Origin of the sequence: Agrobacterium larrymoorei (genome assembly GCF_037722385.1) — a bacterium.
Classification (GTDB): domain Bacteria; phylum Pseudomonadota; class Alphaproteobacteria; order Rhizobiales; family Rhizobiaceae; genus Agrobacterium; species Agrobacterium larrymoorei_C.
Window position 1 is genome coordinate 160,173 of record NZ_JBBKAQ010000011.1, and the last position, 18,035, is coordinate 178,207.

The window sequence follows — 18,035 nt, forward strand, 5'->3', positions numbered from 1 at the left end:
GAAGCCAGAGAACAAACGTGCTTAAAGGGCAAGGCAACCGGGATAGTTCACCAATCTCAGCCCTTTGCGTAGAAGACTGTTCTCAGCTGGTGCGTGTTGCGATCATCGCGGCCGTGCCCGCCAGAATGCCGGCGGCGGTACGATTGAGGATCGTCAAGGCACTCGGACGCTTCAGCAACATCCGCGCTTTCGAAGCCAGGAGAATGTAGGGCAGCAAGACCGCCATCAGCACGGTGAAGGTCACAGCGATCAGGACCGCATATTCGGACAGGCCGATCGCGCGGATGTCGATCAAGGTTGGCACGAGCGCAACGTAGAACAACATTGTCTTGGGATTACCAAGAGTGATGAACAGACCGGACAGGAAGGACATGCCGATGCTGGTGCTTTTCTTCGCCTGCAGATCCTGCGGCAGAAGCCCTGCCGTCCAAAGCTTCCAGGCGATGTAAAGCAGATAGGCAGCGCCAGCGAATTTCAGCACCATGAAGGCTTCCTGAAACGTCTGGGCGACGAAGGCGAGCCCAAGGATAACGGCCGTCAGATAAACCATGTCGCCCAGGACCAAACCGAGCCCCATGAAAAAGGTTTCGCGGAAGCCTGAACCCAGCGCGCGCGCCACGATCGCCGTCATTCCCGGGCCCGGAATGGCTGCCGCAATGAAGAGCGCCATGGCGTAAGCAAGGATTGTGGTGATCGTCATGGAGATGTCCCTCTCGTCAGTCCTTTGAGACATACTCCAGAAAGCGTTGGCTCACAACGTCGTGATCAGACGCCAGTCGAGCCAAACCCACCAGCACCGCGCGCGGTCTCGGAAAACGCGCTGACCTCAGTCACATTCACCTGCGTTACCGGCGCAATGACCACCTGGGCGATACGCATGCCGCGCTCGATAACGAAATCGTCCTGCCCGAGATTGGCGAGGATCACCTTCACTTCACCGCGATAGTCGCTATCCACGGTGCCGGGAGAATTAAGGCAGGTAATTCCGTTCTTGATAGCAAGGCCCGAGCGTGGGCGAATTTGCGCCTCATAGCCGAAAGGTATTTCGAAGATGAAACCGGTTGGTACCAATGTTCTCTCGCCGGGACGCAGTGTCATCGTCTGGCCAGCGGCGACGGCAGCGCGAAGGTCCATGCCGGCGGCACCTGCCGTTTCATAGGACGGCAGTTCGATGTCCTCACCATGGGGAAGACGGATGAGTTTCAAGGCGGGCGACGACGTGTTTTGCGTGTTCATGCGGCATTAGTTTGCGCTGCACGGGCGAAGGTCAATTGCAAAAGCAGGCTCGAAACGCTAGATAGCCCGCAATTCCACAGGATTTGTTAGATGGCCGAAACACTCGCCGAGGCGGTCTCCCGCCGCCGCACCTTTGCTATTATCGCGCACCCGGATGCGGGTAAGACGACGCTGACCGAAAAGCTGTTGCTGTTCGGCGGAGCGATCCAGCTTGCCGGTGAAGTGAAGGCCAAGAAAGATCGCATCCAGACTCGTTCGGACTGGATGAAGATCGAGCGCGAGCGCGGCATCTCCGTCGTGACCTCGGTCATGACCTTTGAATATAACGACCGCGTCTTCAACATTCTCGATACACCGGGCCACGAAGACTTCGCCGACGACACCTATCGCACGCTGACGGCCGTCGACGCTGCCATCATGGTCATCGACGCCGCCAAGGGTATCGAGCCGCGTACGCTAAAGCTCTTCGAAGTCTGCCGCATGCGCGACATCCCGATCATCACCTTCATCAACAAGATGGACCGTGAGAGCCGCGACGCCTTCGAGATTCTCGATGAGGTGGAAGAGAAGCTTGCGCTCGATACCGCGCCGATCACCTGGCCTGTGGGACGCTCCAAGACCTTCTGTGGCGCGTACAATCTTGCTGAGAATACCTTCCGCGGCAACGACACGCAGGTCGATGGTCTGCCAGTCAACGGTCCGCAGGCCGTGGCTGATCGTCTGCCGGAAAACGAGCGGGACGCTTTCATCGAAGAAACGGAACTGGCGATGGAAGCCTGCCGTCCCTTCGACCGTCAGGCATTTCTCGAAGGCCACATGACGCCGGTTTTCTTCGGCTCGGCGCTTCGCAATTTCGGTGTGCGCGATCTGATCAACGCGCTCGGCGATTTCGCCCCGCCGCCACGTGACCAGGTGGCGGATATCCGTACCGTCCACGCGGCTGAAGAAAAGATGACGGCCTTCGTCTTCAAGATCCAGGCCAATATGGACCCGAACCACCGCGACCGCATTGCCTTTGCGCGCATCTGCTCCGGCAAGCTGGAGCGCGGCATGAAGGCGCGTCTTGCGCGCACCGGCAAGCAGATGGGCCTCACCGCGCCGCAATTCTTCTTCGCCTCGCAGCGCCAGCTGGCCGATACGGCCTATGCGGGTGACGTGGTGGGTATTCCCAACCACGGAACGCTTCGCATCGGCGACACGCTGACCGAAGGCGAGAACCTCGTCTTCCAGGGCGTGCCGAACTTCTCGCCGGAAATTCTGCGTCGTGTCCGGCTTGAAGATGCGATGAAGGCGAAGAAGCTGAAGGAGGCTCTGCAGCAGATGGCCGAAGAAGGCGTCGTGCAGCTGTTCTCACCTGAAGACGGTTCGCCCGCTATCGTCGGCGTCGTCGGCGCGCTACAGCTTGACGTCTTGAAGGAACGGCTGATGGGCGAATATGGCCTGCCGGTCTCCTTCGAAATGTCGCGCTTCTCCGTCTGCCGCTGGATTTCGTCCGATCAGCCAGCGGAATTCGAGAAGTTCCTGAACGTCAAGCGCGGCGATATCGCCCGCGACCTCGACGGCGATCCGGTGTTTCTGGCGCAGGATGCCTTTTCGCTGCGCTATGAAGCCGAGCGTTTCCCGGCGATCAAGATGGTCGCCATCAAGGAATATCACGTCGCCAAGGCGGCGTGATTGCACTTTGCGTACCGACAGCTTCGAGCGCCGTGCGTCTCTAAACGAACGACGCTCTCACCCCCTTGAGTAGACGCATCGTGCTTGTCCGAAAATCGATTTCGATTTTCGGGCCGATGCTGTAGTTTCCCGTTCCAACGGGAAACTGGTCTTTGCGCATGGCTCTGTCAAACAAGCATATTCTGCTCATCATCTCCGGCGGCATTGCCGCCTATAAGAGCCTCGATCTCATCCGCCGACTGAAAGAGCGCGGCGTGAAGGTGACGCCGGTGATGACCAAGGGCGCGCAGGAATTCGTCACGCCGCTTGCCGTCGGCGCGCTGTCCGCCACCCATGTCTTTACCGAACTTTTTTCCCGTCAGGATGAACAGGATGTCGGCCATATTCGGCTGGCACGGGATTGCGATCTCGTTCTAGTGGCACCCGCGACCGCCGATCTTCTGGCGAAGATGGCGAATGGGTTGGCCGATGACCTTGCCTCGACCGTGTTGTTAGCGACAGACCGGCCGTTGCTGGTGGCGCCTGCGATGAACCCGAAAATGTGGGAGGCCAAAGCCACCAAGCGGAATATCGCAACGCTGAAAGGCGATGGCATTGCCTTTATCGGACCGATGGCGGGCGAAATGGCGGAGAAGGGTGAAGCCGGTGTTGGCCGCATGGCCGAGCCATTGCAGATCGCGGAGGCCGTCGAGCAGATGCTGGACGACGCACCGAAGCCGCTCAAGGGCAAAACGGCCATCGTCACCTCCGGTCCGACGCATGAGCCAATCGATCCTGTACGATATATCGCCAACCGTTCATCCGGTCAGCAGGGCCATGCCATTGCCGCTGCCCTTGCGAAGCTTGGCGCGGAGGTGACGCTCGTCTCTGGTCCGGTGACGATCCCCGATCCGGCGGGTGTGAAGACGATCCATGTGGAACGCGCCGAGGAAATGCGCGACGCCGTGCTTGGCAAGTTGCCTTCGGATATTGCCGTTTTTGTTGCGGCAGTTGCGGATTGGCGGTTGGCGAGTTCTTCGAGCCAGAAAATCAAGAAGCAGCCGGGTGACGCGCCGCCGGTGCTGCAACTGACGGAAAACCCGGACATTCTAAAAACCGTTGGCCACCATGAAAAGCGGCCCAAGCTGGTGATCGGCTTTGCAGCGGAAACGCAGAATGTCGAGGAGAATGGCCGCGCCAAGCTTCAGCGCAAGGGTGCCGACATCATCGTTGCCAATGATGTGTCGCCGGAAACCGGCATCATGGGCGGAGCGCGCAACCAGGTGAAGATCATTTCTGAGACCGGTGTCGACGCCTGGTCGGAGATGTCGAAGACCGAGGTGGCCGAACGGCTGGCCGCATTGATTGCAGAGAAGCTGCAATGAGCCTCTTCGATCGGAAGACCTTCGATGCGACGCTTGGTGCCTGGCCGGGCGTGGGCTTTGTCGATCAGTGGGATTCGCATGTGGCCAAGGTTGGCGACAAGGTGTTTGCGGTGCTCGGCGAACGGGATGACTGGCGGCTTGTGGTCAAATGCTCGGAAGAGAGTTTCGAAATCCTCACATCGCTGGATGGCATTGCCCAGGCACCCTATTTCGCCAAGCGCAAATGGGTGTCGATCAGCGATCATTCTCCGCTGGAAGGCGAAGAGCTGGAGCATTATGTCCGCCGCTCCTACGAACTCGTGGCGGCTGGGCTGACGAAGAAGCTGCGCGCAGAACTTGGCATCGCGCTGGAGCCGTAAGGGCAAAGAACAGGTAGGCGCCTGTTCTCCGACTTCAATCCTCGCCCTTGAGGCGAGGATCCACAGCAACAACCAAGGCTCTCAGCTCTTACGCGCCAACCTGCGCGATCCAGTCATTGAGATTGTAGTAGTTGGTCACCCGTGAGACCTTACCATCCTTCAACTGAAAGAAGGCACCAGCTGGCAGAACATAGGTCTGGCCGTTTGCTTCCGGCAGGCCTTCATCGGTCGCCAGATACTCGCCGTTGACGATAAACTCCGCGGAAGCGCGCTTTCCGTCTTCGCTCGCCATGATCACCATGTCGGTGAGGTTTTCCTTATAGCAGCGGTTCATATGCTGCATGAATTCGGCGAAGACTTGCTTGCCCACCTGGCGCTCACCCTGGTTGATGTCATGCACCACATCGTCGGTGAGAAGAGCAAGAAAGGCATCCATATCCTGACGGTTGAAGGCATCGTAGTAGGCGCGGATGGTTTCGACTGCGGACATGGTTCGGCTCCCTTCGAGACTTGCACAGCATTTTCATGACGGTATAACCAAGGAAAATCCAGGTGAACATGCCCATGACCGTCGAAATCCGTTCCCTTTCCGGCATTGATGCCGCACCGTTCTTCGACGATCTGTCACGGCTGCGCATCACCGTCTTTCGCGCTTTCCCGTACCTCTACGACGGATCGTTCGATTACGAGCACACCTATCTTTCGACCTACGCAAAGGCTGAAGGTGCCGTGTTCGTGCTCGCGATGGATGGCGAAAAGATCGTGGGCATGTCGACGGGCATGCCGATGATGGCGGAAACGGTTGAGGTAAAGGCACCTTTTCTGGCCGCAGGCTACGAGCTTGAGCCTATCTTCTATTTCGGCGAGAGCGTGCTTTTGCCCGAATATCGCGGCCATGGCCTAGGCGTGCGCTTCTTCGAGGAACGGGAGGCGCATGCGAAGCGCCTTGGCGGTATCGAATGGTGCACCTTCTGTGCCGTCGAACGTCCGCTCGATCACCCGCGGCGTCCAGCCGAATACGTGTCGCTGAACGACTTCTGGGCAAAGCGTGGCTATACCCATCACCCGGAGCTTCGCACCACTTTCAGCTGGCAGGATTTGGATGAAGATGCGGAGAGCGCAAAGCCTCTGTCCTTCTGGATGAAGAGGATTGCGGAATGACCCGGCTTGCCGCCTGCCAATATGCCATCGAGCTGATCCAAACCTGGGAAGACTACGCAAAGCATCTGTCGTCGATCGTCGTTGAGGCGAAGGAAAAGGGCGCGGAGCTGCTTCTGTTGCCGGAATATTCCGCCATGGCGCTGACCGGGCAACTGCCGCCGGATGTGCGCTCTGATCTGCATGGCTCGATCGAAGCGGTGCAAAGCCTCATCCCGTCCTGGGTGGAGCTCTGCGAAGAACTGGCGCGGGAGCACGAAATTCTCTTTCAGCCGGGCAGCGCGCCGGTGAAGGATGCCGATGGCAAGTTCCGCAATCGTGCCTGGTTGTTCGGGCCGGATGGGCTGATCGGCTATCAGGACAAGCAGATCATGACGCGCTTCGAGCGTGAGCAATGGTTCATTGATGCTGGTGTAGAGGGTCTCAAGGCGTTTGATACCAGCATTGGCAAGCTCGGCATCCTGATCTGCTACGACAACGAGTTTCCGATGCTCGGTCGCAGGCTGGCGGAGATGGGCGTTGAGCTGGTTTTGGCGCCAAGCTGCACGGACACGCTGGCCGGCTCCTATCGTGTGAGGATCGGCGCGCAGGCGCGAGCGTTGGAAAACCAGTTTGCTGTGCTCTCTTCCCCCACCGCCGGTGAAGCGCCATGGTCGCCCGCGGTCGATGAGAATCGCGGACGCGCCGCGCTTTACGTTCCTTCCGACTACGGCATGCCAGCCAATGGCATCGTGGCGGAAAGCGACAGTGACGCGGTGAGCGAGAGTACGCTTCTCATCGTCGATATCGACCTTGCGGACGTGGCGCGTCTGCGCACGCAAGGACAGGTTGCGACGCGGCGTGACTGGAGCGAACAGTTCCCCGGCTGAAAAGCCGATTTCGCCGCGTCTTGCCGCCATAGAACAGCTTCCATTTACCCGCGAAACCCTCTATAGCGCGGGGCATGAGCACCAATTCGACCCGTACGCCCCTCGACCATATCCGTAACTTTTCCATCGTCGCCCATATCGACCATGGCAAATCCACCCTTGCCGACCGGTTGATCCAGTCGACGGGCGGTCTTGCCGAGCGCGATATGTCCGAGCAGGTGCTGGACAATATGGATATCGAGCGCGAGCGCGGTATCACCATCAAGGCTCAGACTGTGCGACTGCACTACAAGGCCAATGACGGCGAAACCTATGTGCTCAACCTCATCGATACCCCCGGCCACGTCGACTTCGCCTACGAAGTATCGCGTTCGCTGTCGGCCTGCGAAGGCTCGCTTCTGGTGGTCGATGCCTCGCAAGGCGTGGAAGCTCAGACGCTTGCCAACGTCTATCAGGCGATCGACAACAATCATGAACTCGTCACGGTTCTCAACAAGATTGATTTGCCAGCGGCCGAACCCGACCGCATCAAGGAACAGATCGAGGAAGTCATCGGCATCGACGCCTCCGAAGCCGTGTTGATTTCAGCCAAGACCGGCCTCGGAATTCCCGATGTCCTCGAGGCCATCGTCCAAAAGCTGCCCGCGCCTAAAAGCAATGCCGGTGAGAAAGGCGCGCTGAAAGCGCTGCTCGTTGATAGCTGGTACGACACCTATCTCGGCGTCATGGTTCTGGTGCGCATCATCGATGGCGTGCTGACAAAGGGTCAGCAGATCCGCATGATGGGCTCCGGCGCCAAATACACCGTTGAGCGCGTCGGCGTTCTGACGCCGAAGATGGTCACAGTGGATAGTCTCGGCCCTGGCGAAATCGGCTTCATCACCGCCTCGATCAAGGAAGTAGCCGATACCCGCGTGGGTGACACGATCACTGACGACAAGCGCCCGACGGAAAAGGCCTTGCCCGGCTTCAAGCCCGCACAGCCTGTCGTCTTCTGCGGTCTCTTCCCGGTCGATGCGGCTGACTTCGAGGATCTGCGCGCAGCCGTCGGCAAGCTTCGCCTGAACGACGCCTCCTTCTCCTTCGAAATGGAAAGCTCGGCAGCGCTCGGATTCGGCTTCCGTTGCGGTTTCCTTGGGCTTCTGCATCTGGAAATCATCCAGGAGCGCCTGGAACGCGAGTTCAATCTCGATCTCGTCGCGACCGCCCCTTCGGTTGTCTACGAAATGACGCTGACGGATGGCACCGAGAAGGAACTTCACAACCCGGCGGACATGCCGGACGTGGTGAAGATCGATGAAATCCGCGAACCATGGATCAAGGCTACGATCCTGACGCCGGACGAATATCTCGGCGGCATTCTGAAGCTTTGCCAGGACCGTCGCGGTATCCAGACGGAGCTGACCTATGTCGGCAACCGCGCCATGATCACCTACGAACTGCCGCTCAACGAAGTGGTGTTCGACTTTTACGACCGCCTGAAGTCGATCTCGAAGGGCTACGCCTCCTTCGACTATACCATCATGGATTACCGCGAAGGCGATCTGGTGAAGATGTCGATCCTCGTCAATGGTGATCCGGTCGATGCGCTGTCCATGCTGGTCCATCGCTCGGCAGCGGACCGTCGCGGGCGCGGCATGTGCGAAAAGCTGAAGGAACTCATTCCGCCGCACATGTTCCAGATCCCGATTCAGGCCGCCATCGGCGGCAAGGTGATTGCGCGTGAAACCGTGCGCGCGCTGCGCAAGGACGTGACCGCCAAGTGCTATGGCGGCGACGCTACTCGTAAGCGCAAGCTGCTGGACAAGCAGAAAGAAGGTAAGAAGCGCATGCGCCAGTTCGGCAAGGTGGAGATACCGCAGGAAGCCTTCATCGCTGCACTGAAGATGAACGACGAATAAGCACTTCACGATCTCTGGTTTGAAAATCCCGGCCATCGGTCGGGATTTTTTGTATTCATCGATAGCTATCGGTCGGGAAACATCAGTGATCTGTGCGCCGCAGTGCCAGCCATAGCGCCGTCGCCCACCGCAAGTGCAACCGACCCGGCAGGGCGAGCGATATCGCCACAGGCAAAGACGCCGCGCTTCGTCGTCTGCTTCATCGCGTCGGTTCGGATGGTCATGCCCATGGGCGTTTCATCTAGCGAGCAGCCCAACGACGCGATCCAGGGTGCCGAGATCTTGAGCGTCGGCTGGGTGAAGAGCCCTTCCATGACGAAACGTCGGCCATCGGTCAGGATGACGTCCGCTTTGCCGGTTATCTCTTTTATCGTTGTCTCCTCCACCACAGTGCCGCGCGCGCCGAGTTGGACACGCTGCTCTTGGTCCGGCGTGAAGGCGCCGTTGGTGAAGAGCGTCGTTGCTCCCCAATCCGGCAGCATCAATCCGTGATGGATGGCGAGTTCTGATGCGGCGATGACCCCGATGTGGCCTTGGTTTAGCTCGTAACCGTGGCAATAAGGGCAATGAAACACGCTCTTCCCCCAGCGTTCGATCAAGCCTGGTATTGGGGGCAGGTCATCCGTAACGCCCGCGGCAATGATGAGCCTGCGGCCCACCCTCCGCTGTTCGTCAATCTCGACTTCGAAATCATCGAACGAGCCGCTCACATTGATCGCTAGCCCATCGATCCAGTCGATCGAGTCATAGGCTTCAATCTGACGGCGCGCCTCGGCAACGATCTCCCCTGGCGCCTTTCCGTCCTGGCCCAGAAAGCCATGCGAGTGGCTGACAAAGCGGTTCCGTCGCTCGCCGGCATCAATAACGAGAACGCGCCTCCTTGCGCGTCCAAGCTGCAGTGCTGCGGAGAGGCCGGCATAGCTTCCTCCGATAATGATGACGTCGTAGATCATGGCGCAAGCCTCCGTCCAGTTCGCAAGATTTCGTAACTTATATTGTTACGTGAATGCGCAAGTCAATATCATGTAACTCATGTTGTTACGTGCAAGGCGAAGTGGTAGAAGAAAGAATGAGGAAGCCAAAATGAGACAAGACACCCGCCTATCGCGCGTGCTCCACGTGCTGATCCATATGGAAAAGCACGAGAAGCCGGCAACCTCCGACGCCATTGCTGCGATGCTGCAGACCAACCCGGTTGTCGTCAGGCGGACCATGGCGGGCCTGCGCGATGCCGGTTATGTCACCTCCGAAAAGGGCCATGGCGGCGGATGGGTACTGGCACGACCGCTCGCAGAGATCACTCTGCTCGATATTTACCAGGCGCTCGGGACGCCTGAACTGTTTTCGATTGGTCTTTCGGGAGATAATCCGGCCTGCGTCATTGAACAGGCGGTCAATGTGGCGCTGGCAGATACCATGACGGAGGCGGAAGCGATCCTGCTCGGTCGCTTCGGCAAGATCACGCTTGCCGATCTCGCAAGCGAATCCTTTAAGCGATGGGCTCAAGCTGGTCACACGCCGTCGGCGATGGAAAGTTTTTAACAACGAAAAGCCGCCTGCCTTTCAGCAAGCGGCTCTCGTTACATGACGTCACTGCCTATTAGGGCTGTGTCGAGGTACCATTGGTATTCGGCGAAGCAGGGGCAGCGCCGTTAGCTGGCGGGGTTGCCGGAGCCGTTGGCGTCATCGGAGCTGGCGCCGGAGCCTGATCGCTCACCGCTGGTGGCGTCGTGGACGACGTCGTGGTCGGGTCCGTCGTGGATGGGCTGCTCATCTGCATCCAGATGAAGCCGCCGACCAGGAGGACGACGATGACTGCGGCCCATGGTGCCCAGCCCGCAGACTTGCGGTGTGTTTCAGGGGTGGTGCGCAGTTCGGGGCGGTCCGGACGAAGGTTCGGGTCGCGGGGCAGATTTGGATCAAAAGTCATGGTGTTTTCTCCTCTTCCAATGCGGAGAAAATGCACATCTGCGTGAAAGGTTCCTAAAATGCCCGAATCGTCGGTTTCAACGTGTGGAGGCGGAAAGTGCATGCCTCAAGATATTAGCGAATTGCGGATGATCGCATTGCGAGACATTGAAGCGCATGAAATTGGATGCCGTCGGCGATTGGGAAAACACATTGCCGGGTGCCAGCACCATATTCTCGGTCAGGGCACGGCGTGCCACATCGGCGGCATCGATGTTTTCAGGTAGACGGCACCATAGGAAGATGCCGGCCTGCGGCTCTATCCAGGGAATGATGTCTAGCAAGCGCAGGGTTTGGATAACATTTGCTCTTGCCTTTGCAAGCCGCGCCTTCACGGTTTCCATGTGCCGTCTGTAGCTTCCATCCTTCAGCACCTCCAACACCAGGGCCTCAGACATCTGGCTTCCGGCAAAATTGGAAGCGATCTTCATGTCCACAAGGGGATCGAGCCAATCGTTGCGCGCTACGATGTAGCCGCATCGGGCAGAGGCCGAGAGCGTCTTCGAAAAGCTGCCGATCTGGATGACACGGTTGAGATCGTCGAAGGCGGCGAGCCTTGGCGCTTTGGTATTTTCGAAGTCAGAAAAAATATCGTCCTCGATAATCGTAAGGCCAGCGCGTTCTGACAGCATCAGCAGACGGTGCGCGTTGACCGGCGAGAGAACGGCACCTGTCGGGTTGTGGATAGCCGAATTGGTGATGTAGAGCCTTGGACGATGCTCCTCCAGGCTCTTTTCGAACAATGCGACATCCGGTCCCTCTGCCGTGTAGGGCACACCGACGACCTTGACGCGATGTGCTCGCAGTAGGGCGTGGAAATTGAAGTAGCATGGATCATCCACCAGAACGGTTTGGCCGGGTTCCAGTAGAAAGCGGCAGATCATGACGATTGCCTGTGTTCCTGAATCCACCAGAAGGATCTGATCCGGCCCAACCGTGAGACCTGACTCGACCAGGCGTCTCGCCAGCAATTGGCGAAGCGCAAGCAGTCCGAGTGGGGTGGCATAGTCGGTCAGAATATGGGCCTGTGATCGCGAGAGCGTGCGGAGCGCCTTGCGCAGTGCCTCCTGCGGCATCCAGGAGGGTGGCAGCCATCCGCAACCGGGCATGGCGAGCCCCTGCCCTCCTTCCAACGCCAGCCGCGAGACCCAGAAGGGATCGACTTGCCGGTCGAGTTTCGGGCCGATCTCTACAAGAGAGAGCGGTGCAAGTGTCGTGGCAACGTAAAAGCCGGAACCCGGACGCGAGCGGATCGTGCCCTCGGCGACCAACCTCTCATAGGCTTCGACCACTGTCGAAGTCGAGACCGTCAATGCTTTCGCCAAGGCTCTGACGGAGGGCAGTTTCGCGCCCGGCGTCAATACGCGTGCGGAGATGCGGCGACGGATCTCGGACATCACCGCATCAATACGGGGCGACGCGCTCTTTGTGCGCCGTTCGGATACATCCATCTGTTGCGCTCACTCGGCCATAACAGTTTTCCCAAACTGTATGCCACTGTTGCTGGTGACGCCACTGTTTTGCAGCCACAAAAGCTGCAAAAGGAGTGCTTAGATGAACACGATATCGAGCGGGTGGCTGAGCGGCTTTGTCGGCGTTGTGATTTTCAGCGGGTCGTTGCCGGCCACGCGAATTGCGGTAACTGGTTTCGATCCGCTCTTCCTGACACTTGCCCGTGCCAGTATCGCCGGATTGCTAGGCGCCGCGCTGCTTTTGGCTTTCCGGGAAGCAAGGCCTTCTCGCAACGACCTGTTTTCGCTTGTCGTCGTTTCGCTTGGCGTGGTCGTGGGGTTTCCGCTTTTAACCGCGCTTGCCTTGAAACATGTCACTTCGGCGCACTCCATTGTCTTCATCGGCCTTCTTCCACTCGCAACGGCAATCTTCGCGGTACTGCGTGGCGGCGAACGTCCCCGCCCAACCTTCTGGCTGTTCTCCTGCCTCGGCAGCCTGCTCGTGGCGAGCTTTGCTTTCAGCCTCAACGGCGAGGGTAATTTCACAGGTGACCTGCTGATGGTGGCAGCGGTGCTGGTCTGTGGACTTGGTTATGCGGAAGGGGCCACGCTTTCGCGGCGACTTGGCGGCTGGCAGGTGATTTCCTGGGCACTCGTTATTTCACTACCGGTCATGTTGCCGTTGGCACTGTTTTTCATGCCATTGACATGGACCGGTATAGCCGTGCCCGCCTGGCTCGGACTGGCTTACGTCTCGCTCTTCAGCATGCTGATCGGCTTCATCTTTTGGTACCGCGGGTTGGCGCTGGGCGGTATTGCAGCGGTCGGTCAACTGCAACTGCTGCAGCCGTTCTTCGGCCTGTTGCTGGCGGCCACACTGCTCGGAGAGCCGGTTAGCCTTGCCATGCTGGCGGTTACACTCGGCGTGGTCGCTTGCGTGGCCGGTGCGCGGAAGTTCGCGAAGTAAACACGAATATCAACCGTTACCGCGGCCGATCCACCGGTGCCAGTCCTCTTCTCTGCCGTTAAAGACGTTGAGATCGATCTTGCCTTCGACGCCGTGGGACAGGCCGGAGCCGGAATATTGCCAGAAGAGCCACTTGCGATCCGGATAGACGCGCGAGGGATGCTGGGCCACGGCGCGCAGCCAGAATGGATAGTCGCGAAGCTCGCCGGACAGGTGATCCTTGTAGAAATCCGGTGCGGTATAGATGATCGGGCGCTTGCCGTAATGGCGCTCGAGCCTGTCCATGAAGACCTGCATCTTTTCCAGCACCTGCGCGCGGGAAAGACGCATCTTGCAGGAGGATTCGCCGTTATATTCCACGTCGATCACCGGCGGTAGCGCGTCGGGATCTCTCGGCACGTTGCGGATGAACCAGTCTGCCTGGTGGCTTGCCGGGCGGCACCAGTAGAAGAAGTGGTAGGCGCCGCGGCGCACGCCTGCGGCCTTGGCCCGCTCCCAATTGGTGCGGAACATCGGGTCCAGATGGTCGCCACCATCGGTTGCCTTGATGAAAGCGAAATTGGCGCCGCGCGTTCTCAAGCGCTCCCAGTCGATATTGGCCTGCCAGCGCGAGACATCGACGCCGTGAACTTCAAAGTGCTTCGGCTGCACCCTGCCAAAATTGATCGGCTTTGCATCCGAGAAAGCTGGACGAAACACGCGTGAGCGTGCGGAAGATCCGGCACTCATGGCAACGCTGCCCGCCATCGCAAGCTGCACCGGTCTGTCTTGTGGAAGATTAACGCGGGCCTGGGGAACGACTGCGGGAGCGATGACAGGTGCTGCGCGCTGCTGCGTCGACATCTGCTTGTCAACGGCGGCGAAAGCGGGTGAGCCCCCTGGCATCGGCCCGCCCCAGGCCAGCACTTCCTGATGCGGCTGTCTGTTCAAAGCCACCTTCTGGTCGCCCTCACCCACACTTGCCTGTGGAACGGGCGCGGAGGGGGTAACGGAATTCGTCACCTCCTTTGAAGGCAGACCCGCCACAAGAGCATCCGGTCCGGAACTGGAAGTACAGCCCGAGAGAGATAGGCAGGCAAGAACAAAAGCTGGCACTGTCGATCGACGCATGTGAACCCGTACGCAAAACAAATCGGGACACGCGCGAAGGAAGCCGGTCCTGATAACCAAAAGGTATGACTAACGGGAAATTATCAAAAAAGACTGAATGCAATCTTTACGACGGGATCAGGCTTATGCAGGTGAAAATGCGTCAAGCATCATTTATCCGTGATACGCCCGCATATTTCGCCGCTGGGACTTCGACAACTGGCTTTGCGCACGCGATCAAAACACTGTATCCGGAGCGCATGATTATGATCCGGCCTTCGCGTCCCGACGAGGGCGCCCGTACTATCGAAATCTGGCGCGGCGCCGTTGACGCCACTCATCACTTTCTGATGCCTGATGATCGTATAGTCTTAGACGAGTTGGTGTGTAATTTCCTCCCGCACGCTCCACTCTGGCTGGCGGTTGATGAAAATGACTACTCGCTCGCCTTCATGCTGATCGATGGGGGACACATGGAAGCGCTGTTTGTCGATCCCACCCAGCGCGGACGCGGCATTGGTGCTGCCTTGGTGAAGCACGGGCTCACGCTTCATCCGAAGATGACGACCGATGTGAACGAGCAAAATGATCAAGCTGTTCGCTTCTACAAACGGATGGGATTCAGACAGACAGGCCGCTCGCCAATCGACGGACAGGGCCGGCCATATCCCCTTATCCACCTGGAATATGGGATGTGACCGGCCGCGCATGGTATCTCACTCATTAGCTTCGCTGCGCTGAGCTGACTGAGCTTAGGGCATTAAAGTTGACAGCCTTCGCTGCCGCATCAGTTGCCCATAAGAATATCGAGTAGCGTCGTCTGCTTTGGCCCGTTTTGTCGCGGCGATGCGCCGCCGCCAACATCCGCAGGCGGCACAGGACCGCCGGATTGCTGAGGCGGATAGGCTTGCTGCGGATACTCCGACGGTGGCGCTGGCACGGTCCCTGCGGTTTGCTCCGCCCCCACGGGTGCGGGCGGATAATCAGTCGGCGTTGGGGCAGAGCCGCCACCCAGCGCATTCGAAATGATATCGCCGATGGTCGCCGGAGCCTGCGGGCTTTGCGCCATGGGTTGGCCGATTTCTTGGCCACCATAGGCACCCAGTCCGAAAAGCGGCGATGGCGACAAGCCGCTATGGGCTGCCGTCATGAATTCCTTCCAGGCCTTGGCCGGCAGGCCGCCGCCCGTCACTTTCTTCATCGACGTGCCGTCATCATTGCCGAACCAGACACCGGTGGTCAGCTGGCTGGTGTAGCCGACGAAAAGCGCATCCCGGAAAGACTGCGTCGTGCCGGATTTGCCGGCTGCCTGCCAACCTTTCAGACGCGCAGCCTTGCCGGTGCCCTCATTGATGACGCCCGTCAACATGCCGTTCATCGTCGCGGCGATGCCTTCATCCAAAACGCGCGGCGGGTTGTCGTATTTGTTCTCGTATAGAACCTTGCCGTCGGCATCGGTGATGCGCTTGACGATATGCGGCGTTGCCTTGAAGCCGCCATTCATCATCGGCGCATAGGCCGAGGTGAGCTCCAGCAACGACACTTCGGATGTGCCGAGCGCAATCGAGGCATTGGCCTGAAGGTCGGATTCGATGCCCATCCGATGGGCCACCTGCGTGACCTTATTCGGGCCGACCTCCATGACGAGCTGGGCGGCAATGGTGTTCAGCGAATTGGCGATCGCGGTCGCGAGTGTCACTTCGCCGCGATATTTCTGATCGTAATTTTCCGGCGTCCAGTTGCCGATGCGGACCGGCGCGTCGTTTCGCACCGAATTGGGCGTCAGGCCGGATTCGAGTGCGGCGATATAAACGAAGGGCTTGAAGGCAGAGCCCGGCTGACGCTTGGCCTTTGTGGCGCGGTTGAACTGGCTTTCGGCGTAATCGGCGCCACCGACGACGGCGCGGACAGCGCCCGAACCATCCATGGAGACAAGGGCCGCCTGCGAGGCGCCGAGCTTCTTGCCTTCGCTCTTCAGCACGTCGTTGAGAGCCTTCTCCGCATCCTTCTCAAGATCAAGATCGATGGTCGTGTCGATCGTCAGATCCTGCTTCACGTCGCCGATCAGGCTTTTCACCTCATCCATCACCATGTCGGCCGCATAGTGCTCCGCGCCCGACCAGAAGCGCTTCGCCTTGGTCGGCGGCTGCGACATAGCGGTCTTGATTTCGTCTTCGGAGATGAAGCCGACATCGCGCATGGACTGCAGCACCACCTGCGCGCGCTCCTCGGCCGCCTGTGGATCACGCGCGGGCGAGAGGCGCGATGGCGCCTTCAAAAGTCCCGCCAGCATTGCGGCTTCGCCAAGATTCACATCACGCGCCGACTTGTTGAAATAGCGCCGCGAGGCGGCTTCGACACCATAGGCGTTCGAGCCGAAGTAGACGCGGTTCAAATACATCGCGAGGATCTGGTCCTTGGTGTATTTCTGCTCCAGCCAGATGGCGAGCAGCGCTTCCTGCATCTTTCGTTCGAGCGTCTGTTCCGGAGAGAGAAACAGGTTCTTGGCCAATTGCTGCGTCAGAGTTGAGCCGCCCTGAACCGTGCGACCATGCAGAAGATTGGTGACGATGGCGCGCCCAAGACCGAGCGGGTCGACGCCGAAGTGCGAGTAGAATCGGCGATCCTCGATCGCAATCACCGCCTGCGGAATATAGGGTGACATGTCTTCGAGAGCCAAAGCTTCGCCGCCTGTTGTGCCTCTATTGGCCAGAATTGTGCCATCGACAGCGACGATCTTCAGGTTTGGCGGGCGTTCTGGAATGGCCCATGTGCTGGCGTTCGGCATGCGTGCGCCATAATAGATGACGACGCCGGCGACCGCGATGCCGCCCCATATGCCGAGCACGATACACCAATAGACGATCCGCCGGAAAAAGCCGGTGATCGCGCCGCGCTCACGCGTTTCTCGCCTTGATTTCGATTTCGACGGCTTAGTCCCGCCCTTTTTCGGCGGCGGGGCATCGGAAGGACCTGACTTTCGGCCACCCGCATTGGTGCCGGCAACCCGATCACTGGCATCGAGACGCAGGTCGTCACCGGAATCGTGAAAATCCCCAAAGGAAGGTTCAACTCTCTGGCGTGATTTTCCACTACCTGCCATCTGTCAGAAACTGCTCCGTGATAATGATGCCGCCAAAGGACATGCTGTCAATGAAGACAAATCCCGTTGAAGCTTAAATGCGGCGATTTAAGGTGGCGTTAAGGCGCAGATCGCCTCACATTGGCGTCACTGCGCCCCGCTCTTACTGGCAGACGTCGACCCATTCAGCCTTCGTCAATTGTACCAGACGATCGGGCGAGATGCGCACGGCCGCGTTGATCGCCCCTGCCGCAGGCACGACCTCGGCATAATTTCTGATCGATACATCGCAATAGACCGGCAGATCGGATGGCAAGCCGAACGGGCAAACGCCGCCGACGGGGTGGCTCGTTACCTCGACCACCTCTTCGGCACCCAGCATGCGGGGTTTGGCGGAAAATCGATCTCTGAATTTCCGATTGTCGAGACGCTTCATACCCGCCGTCACGACGAGGAGAATGGTGTCTCCTGCCTTGAGGCAGATGGTCTTGGCGATCTGATCGGGATCGACGCCGTGAGCCTCGGCGGCCAATGCCACCGTCGCGGAACTGGCCTCGGTTTCCAGTACCTCGATGTCTGGAGCATGGGTCGCGAAAAATTCTTGGACGGAAGCAAGGCTCATGCGTAATCTTTAGGCGTCCGGTCGCCTCTTGGCAAGGGGACAGCCCACAGCTATGCATAAAACGCAATGCTGCGCTGCAATGATATGTCTGTTTTCGAACGGGAACTCCTGTATCTTACAAGCATCGAAGCGACGCACTCCTCCTCCCAGCGTCGCCCGATTGGACTGACAGCACTCCTCCTCCCAGTTGTCAGTCAGTTTTAAAAACCCGGCGCACCTCCTCCCGCGCCGGGTTTTTTATTGCCTGAACGTCGGCTTCAAGCATGTTGCGTGACGGTCTACTGAAAATCGTCCG

General features: G+C 58.9%; 18 protein-coding genes. 9 read left to right on the forward strand and 9 right to left on the reverse strand.

Annotated elements, in window-relative coordinates; all coding sequences use genetic code 11:
• Positions 1 to 82 precede the first annotated feature (82 nt).
• Both WKI41_RS13540 and dut read right to left on the reverse strand, forming a co-directional pair.
• Positions 83 to 700: a LysE family translocator gene (locus WKI41_RS13540; protein WP_340194022.1), complete on the reverse strand. Its 618-nt coding sequence runs from the start codon at positions 698 to 700 to the stop codon at positions 83 to 85.
• Between the two features lie 65 nt (positions 701 to 765).
• Complete coding sequence (gene dut, locus WKI41_RS13545) at positions 766 to 1,236, reverse strand: dUTP diphosphatase (protein WP_340194023.1); 471 nt, start codon at positions 1,234 to 1,236, stop codon at positions 766 to 768.
• 90 nt (positions 1,237 to 1,326) lie between these two features.
• On the opposite strand from dut, the gene WKI41_RS13550 reads away from it, so the two are divergent.
• From WKI41_RS13550 to WKI41_RS13560, 3 genes are all read left to right on the forward strand, one after another.
• Positions 1,327 to 2,910, forward strand: coding sequence for a peptide chain release factor 3 (locus WKI41_RS13550; protein ID WP_340194024.1), 1,584 nt, complete (start codon positions 1,327 to 1,329; stop codon positions 2,908 to 2,910).
• Positions 2,911 to 3,068: 158 nt separating this feature from the next.
• A complete protein-coding gene (gene coaBC, locus WKI41_RS13555; RefSeq protein ID WP_340194025.1) occupies positions 3,069 to 4,274 on the forward strand; it encodes a bifunctional phosphopantothenoylcysteine decarboxylase/phosphopantothenate--cysteine ligase CoaBC in 1,206 nt (401 codons plus the stop codon).
• Entirely contained in the window at positions 4,271 to 4,633 is a 363-nt protein-coding gene (locus tag WKI41_RS13560) for an MmcQ/YjbR family DNA-binding protein (RefSeq protein WP_340194026.1), read from the forward strand. Before coaBC ends, WKI41_RS13560 begins: the two co-directional genes overlap by 4 nt.
• An 88-nt stretch (positions 4,634 to 4,721) precedes the next feature.
• On the opposite strand, the gene WKI41_RS13565 is transcribed toward WKI41_RS13560, so the two are convergent.
• Entirely contained in the window at positions 4,722 to 5,123 is a 402-nt protein-coding gene (locus WKI41_RS13565; protein ID WP_340194027.1) for a ketosteroid isomerase-related protein, read from the reverse strand.
• A 74-nt stretch (positions 5,124 to 5,197) separates the two neighbouring features.
• On the opposite strand from WKI41_RS13565, the gene WKI41_RS13570 reads away from it, so the two are divergent.
• The 3 genes from WKI41_RS13570 (at position 5,198) to lepA (ending at position 8,561) form a co-directional block, all read left to right on the forward strand.
• Positions 5,198 to 5,794, forward strand: a complete 597-nt coding sequence (locus WKI41_RS13570; RefSeq protein ID WP_340194028.1) for a GNAT family N-acetyltransferase — start codon at positions 5,198 to 5,200, stop codon at positions 5,792 to 5,794.
• A complete protein-coding gene (locus WKI41_RS13575) occupies positions 5,791 to 6,660 on the forward strand; it encodes a carbon-nitrogen hydrolase family protein (RefSeq protein ID WP_340194029.1) in 870 nt (289 codons plus the stop codon). The genes WKI41_RS13570 and WKI41_RS13575 overlap by 4 nt, the downstream gene beginning before the upstream one ends.
• A gap of 62 nt (positions 6,661 to 6,722) precedes the next feature.
• Positions 6,723 to 8,561 (forward strand): translation elongation factor 4, encoded by a 1,839-nt coding sequence (gene lepA, locus WKI41_RS13580; RefSeq protein ID WP_340194132.1) that lies wholly within the window; start codon positions 6,723 to 6,725, stop codon positions 8,559 to 8,561.
• 65 nt (positions 8,562 to 8,626) lie between these two features.
• Here lepA and WKI41_RS13585 read toward each other — a convergent pair whose 3' ends face one another.
• Entirely contained in the window at positions 8,627 to 9,514 is an 888-nt protein-coding gene (locus tag WKI41_RS13585) for an NAD(P)/FAD-dependent oxidoreductase (protein WP_340194030.1), read from the reverse strand.
• A gap of 130 nt (positions 9,515 to 9,644) precedes the next feature.
• Between WKI41_RS13585 and WKI41_RS13590 the strand changes: the two genes are divergently transcribed.
• Positions 9,645 to 10,103, forward strand: coding sequence for an Rrf2 family transcriptional regulator (locus tag WKI41_RS13590; protein WP_340194031.1), 459 nt, complete (start codon positions 9,645 to 9,647; stop codon positions 10,101 to 10,103).
• 58 nt (positions 10,104 to 10,161) lie between these two features.
• Here WKI41_RS13590 and WKI41_RS13595 read toward each other — a convergent pair whose 3' ends face one another.
• Together WKI41_RS13595 and WKI41_RS13600 are read right to left on the reverse strand one after the other, a co-directional pair.
• A complete protein-coding gene (locus WKI41_RS13595) occupies positions 10,162 to 10,491 on the reverse strand; it encodes a hypothetical protein (protein WP_340194032.1) in 330 nt (109 codons plus the stop codon).
• A 76-nt stretch (positions 10,492 to 10,567) separates the two neighbouring features.
• Positions 10,568 to 11,926 carry a PLP-dependent aminotransferase family protein gene (locus WKI41_RS13600; RefSeq protein ID WP_340194033.1) on the reverse strand — a complete coding sequence of 453 codons (1,359 nt, stop codon included), beginning with the start codon at positions 11,924 to 11,926 and terminating at the stop codon, positions 10,568 to 10,570.
• Positions 11,927 to 12,083: 157 nt separating this feature from the next.
• Here WKI41_RS13600 and WKI41_RS13605 point away from each other — a divergent pair, with 157 nt between their 5' ends.
• Positions 12,084 to 12,947, forward strand: coding sequence for a DMT family transporter (locus WKI41_RS13605; protein ID WP_340194034.1), 864 nt, complete (start codon positions 12,084 to 12,086; stop codon positions 12,945 to 12,947).
• A gap of 9 nt (positions 12,948 to 12,956) precedes the next feature.
• On the opposite strand, the gene WKI41_RS13610 is transcribed toward WKI41_RS13605, so the two are convergent.
• Entirely contained in the window at positions 12,957 to 14,057 is a 1,101-nt protein-coding gene (locus WKI41_RS13610; protein ID WP_340194035.1) for a glycoside hydrolase family 25 protein, read from the reverse strand.
• Between the two features lie 239 nt (positions 14,058 to 14,296).
• On the opposite strand from WKI41_RS13610, the gene WKI41_RS13615 reads away from it, so the two are divergent.
• Positions 14,297 to 14,734 (forward strand): acetyltransferase, encoded by a 438-nt coding sequence (locus WKI41_RS13615; protein ID WP_340194133.1) that lies wholly within the window; start codon positions 14,297 to 14,299, stop codon positions 14,732 to 14,734.
• 89 nt (positions 14,735 to 14,823) lie between these two features.
• Here the strand turns inward: WKI41_RS13615 and WKI41_RS13620 are convergent, their stop codons facing one another.
• Positions 14,824 to 17,139: a PBP1A family penicillin-binding protein gene (locus WKI41_RS13620; RefSeq protein ID WP_340194036.1), complete on the reverse strand. Its 2,316-nt coding sequence runs from the start codon at positions 17,137 to 17,139 to the stop codon at positions 14,824 to 14,826.
• A gap of 142 nt (positions 17,140 to 17,281) precedes the next feature.
• Complete coding sequence (locus WKI41_RS13625; RefSeq protein WP_340194037.1) at positions 17,282 to 17,740, reverse strand: YbaK/EbsC family protein; 459 nt, start codon at positions 17,738 to 17,740, stop codon at positions 17,282 to 17,284.
• Between the last annotated feature and the right edge of the window lie 295 nt (positions 17,741 to 18,035).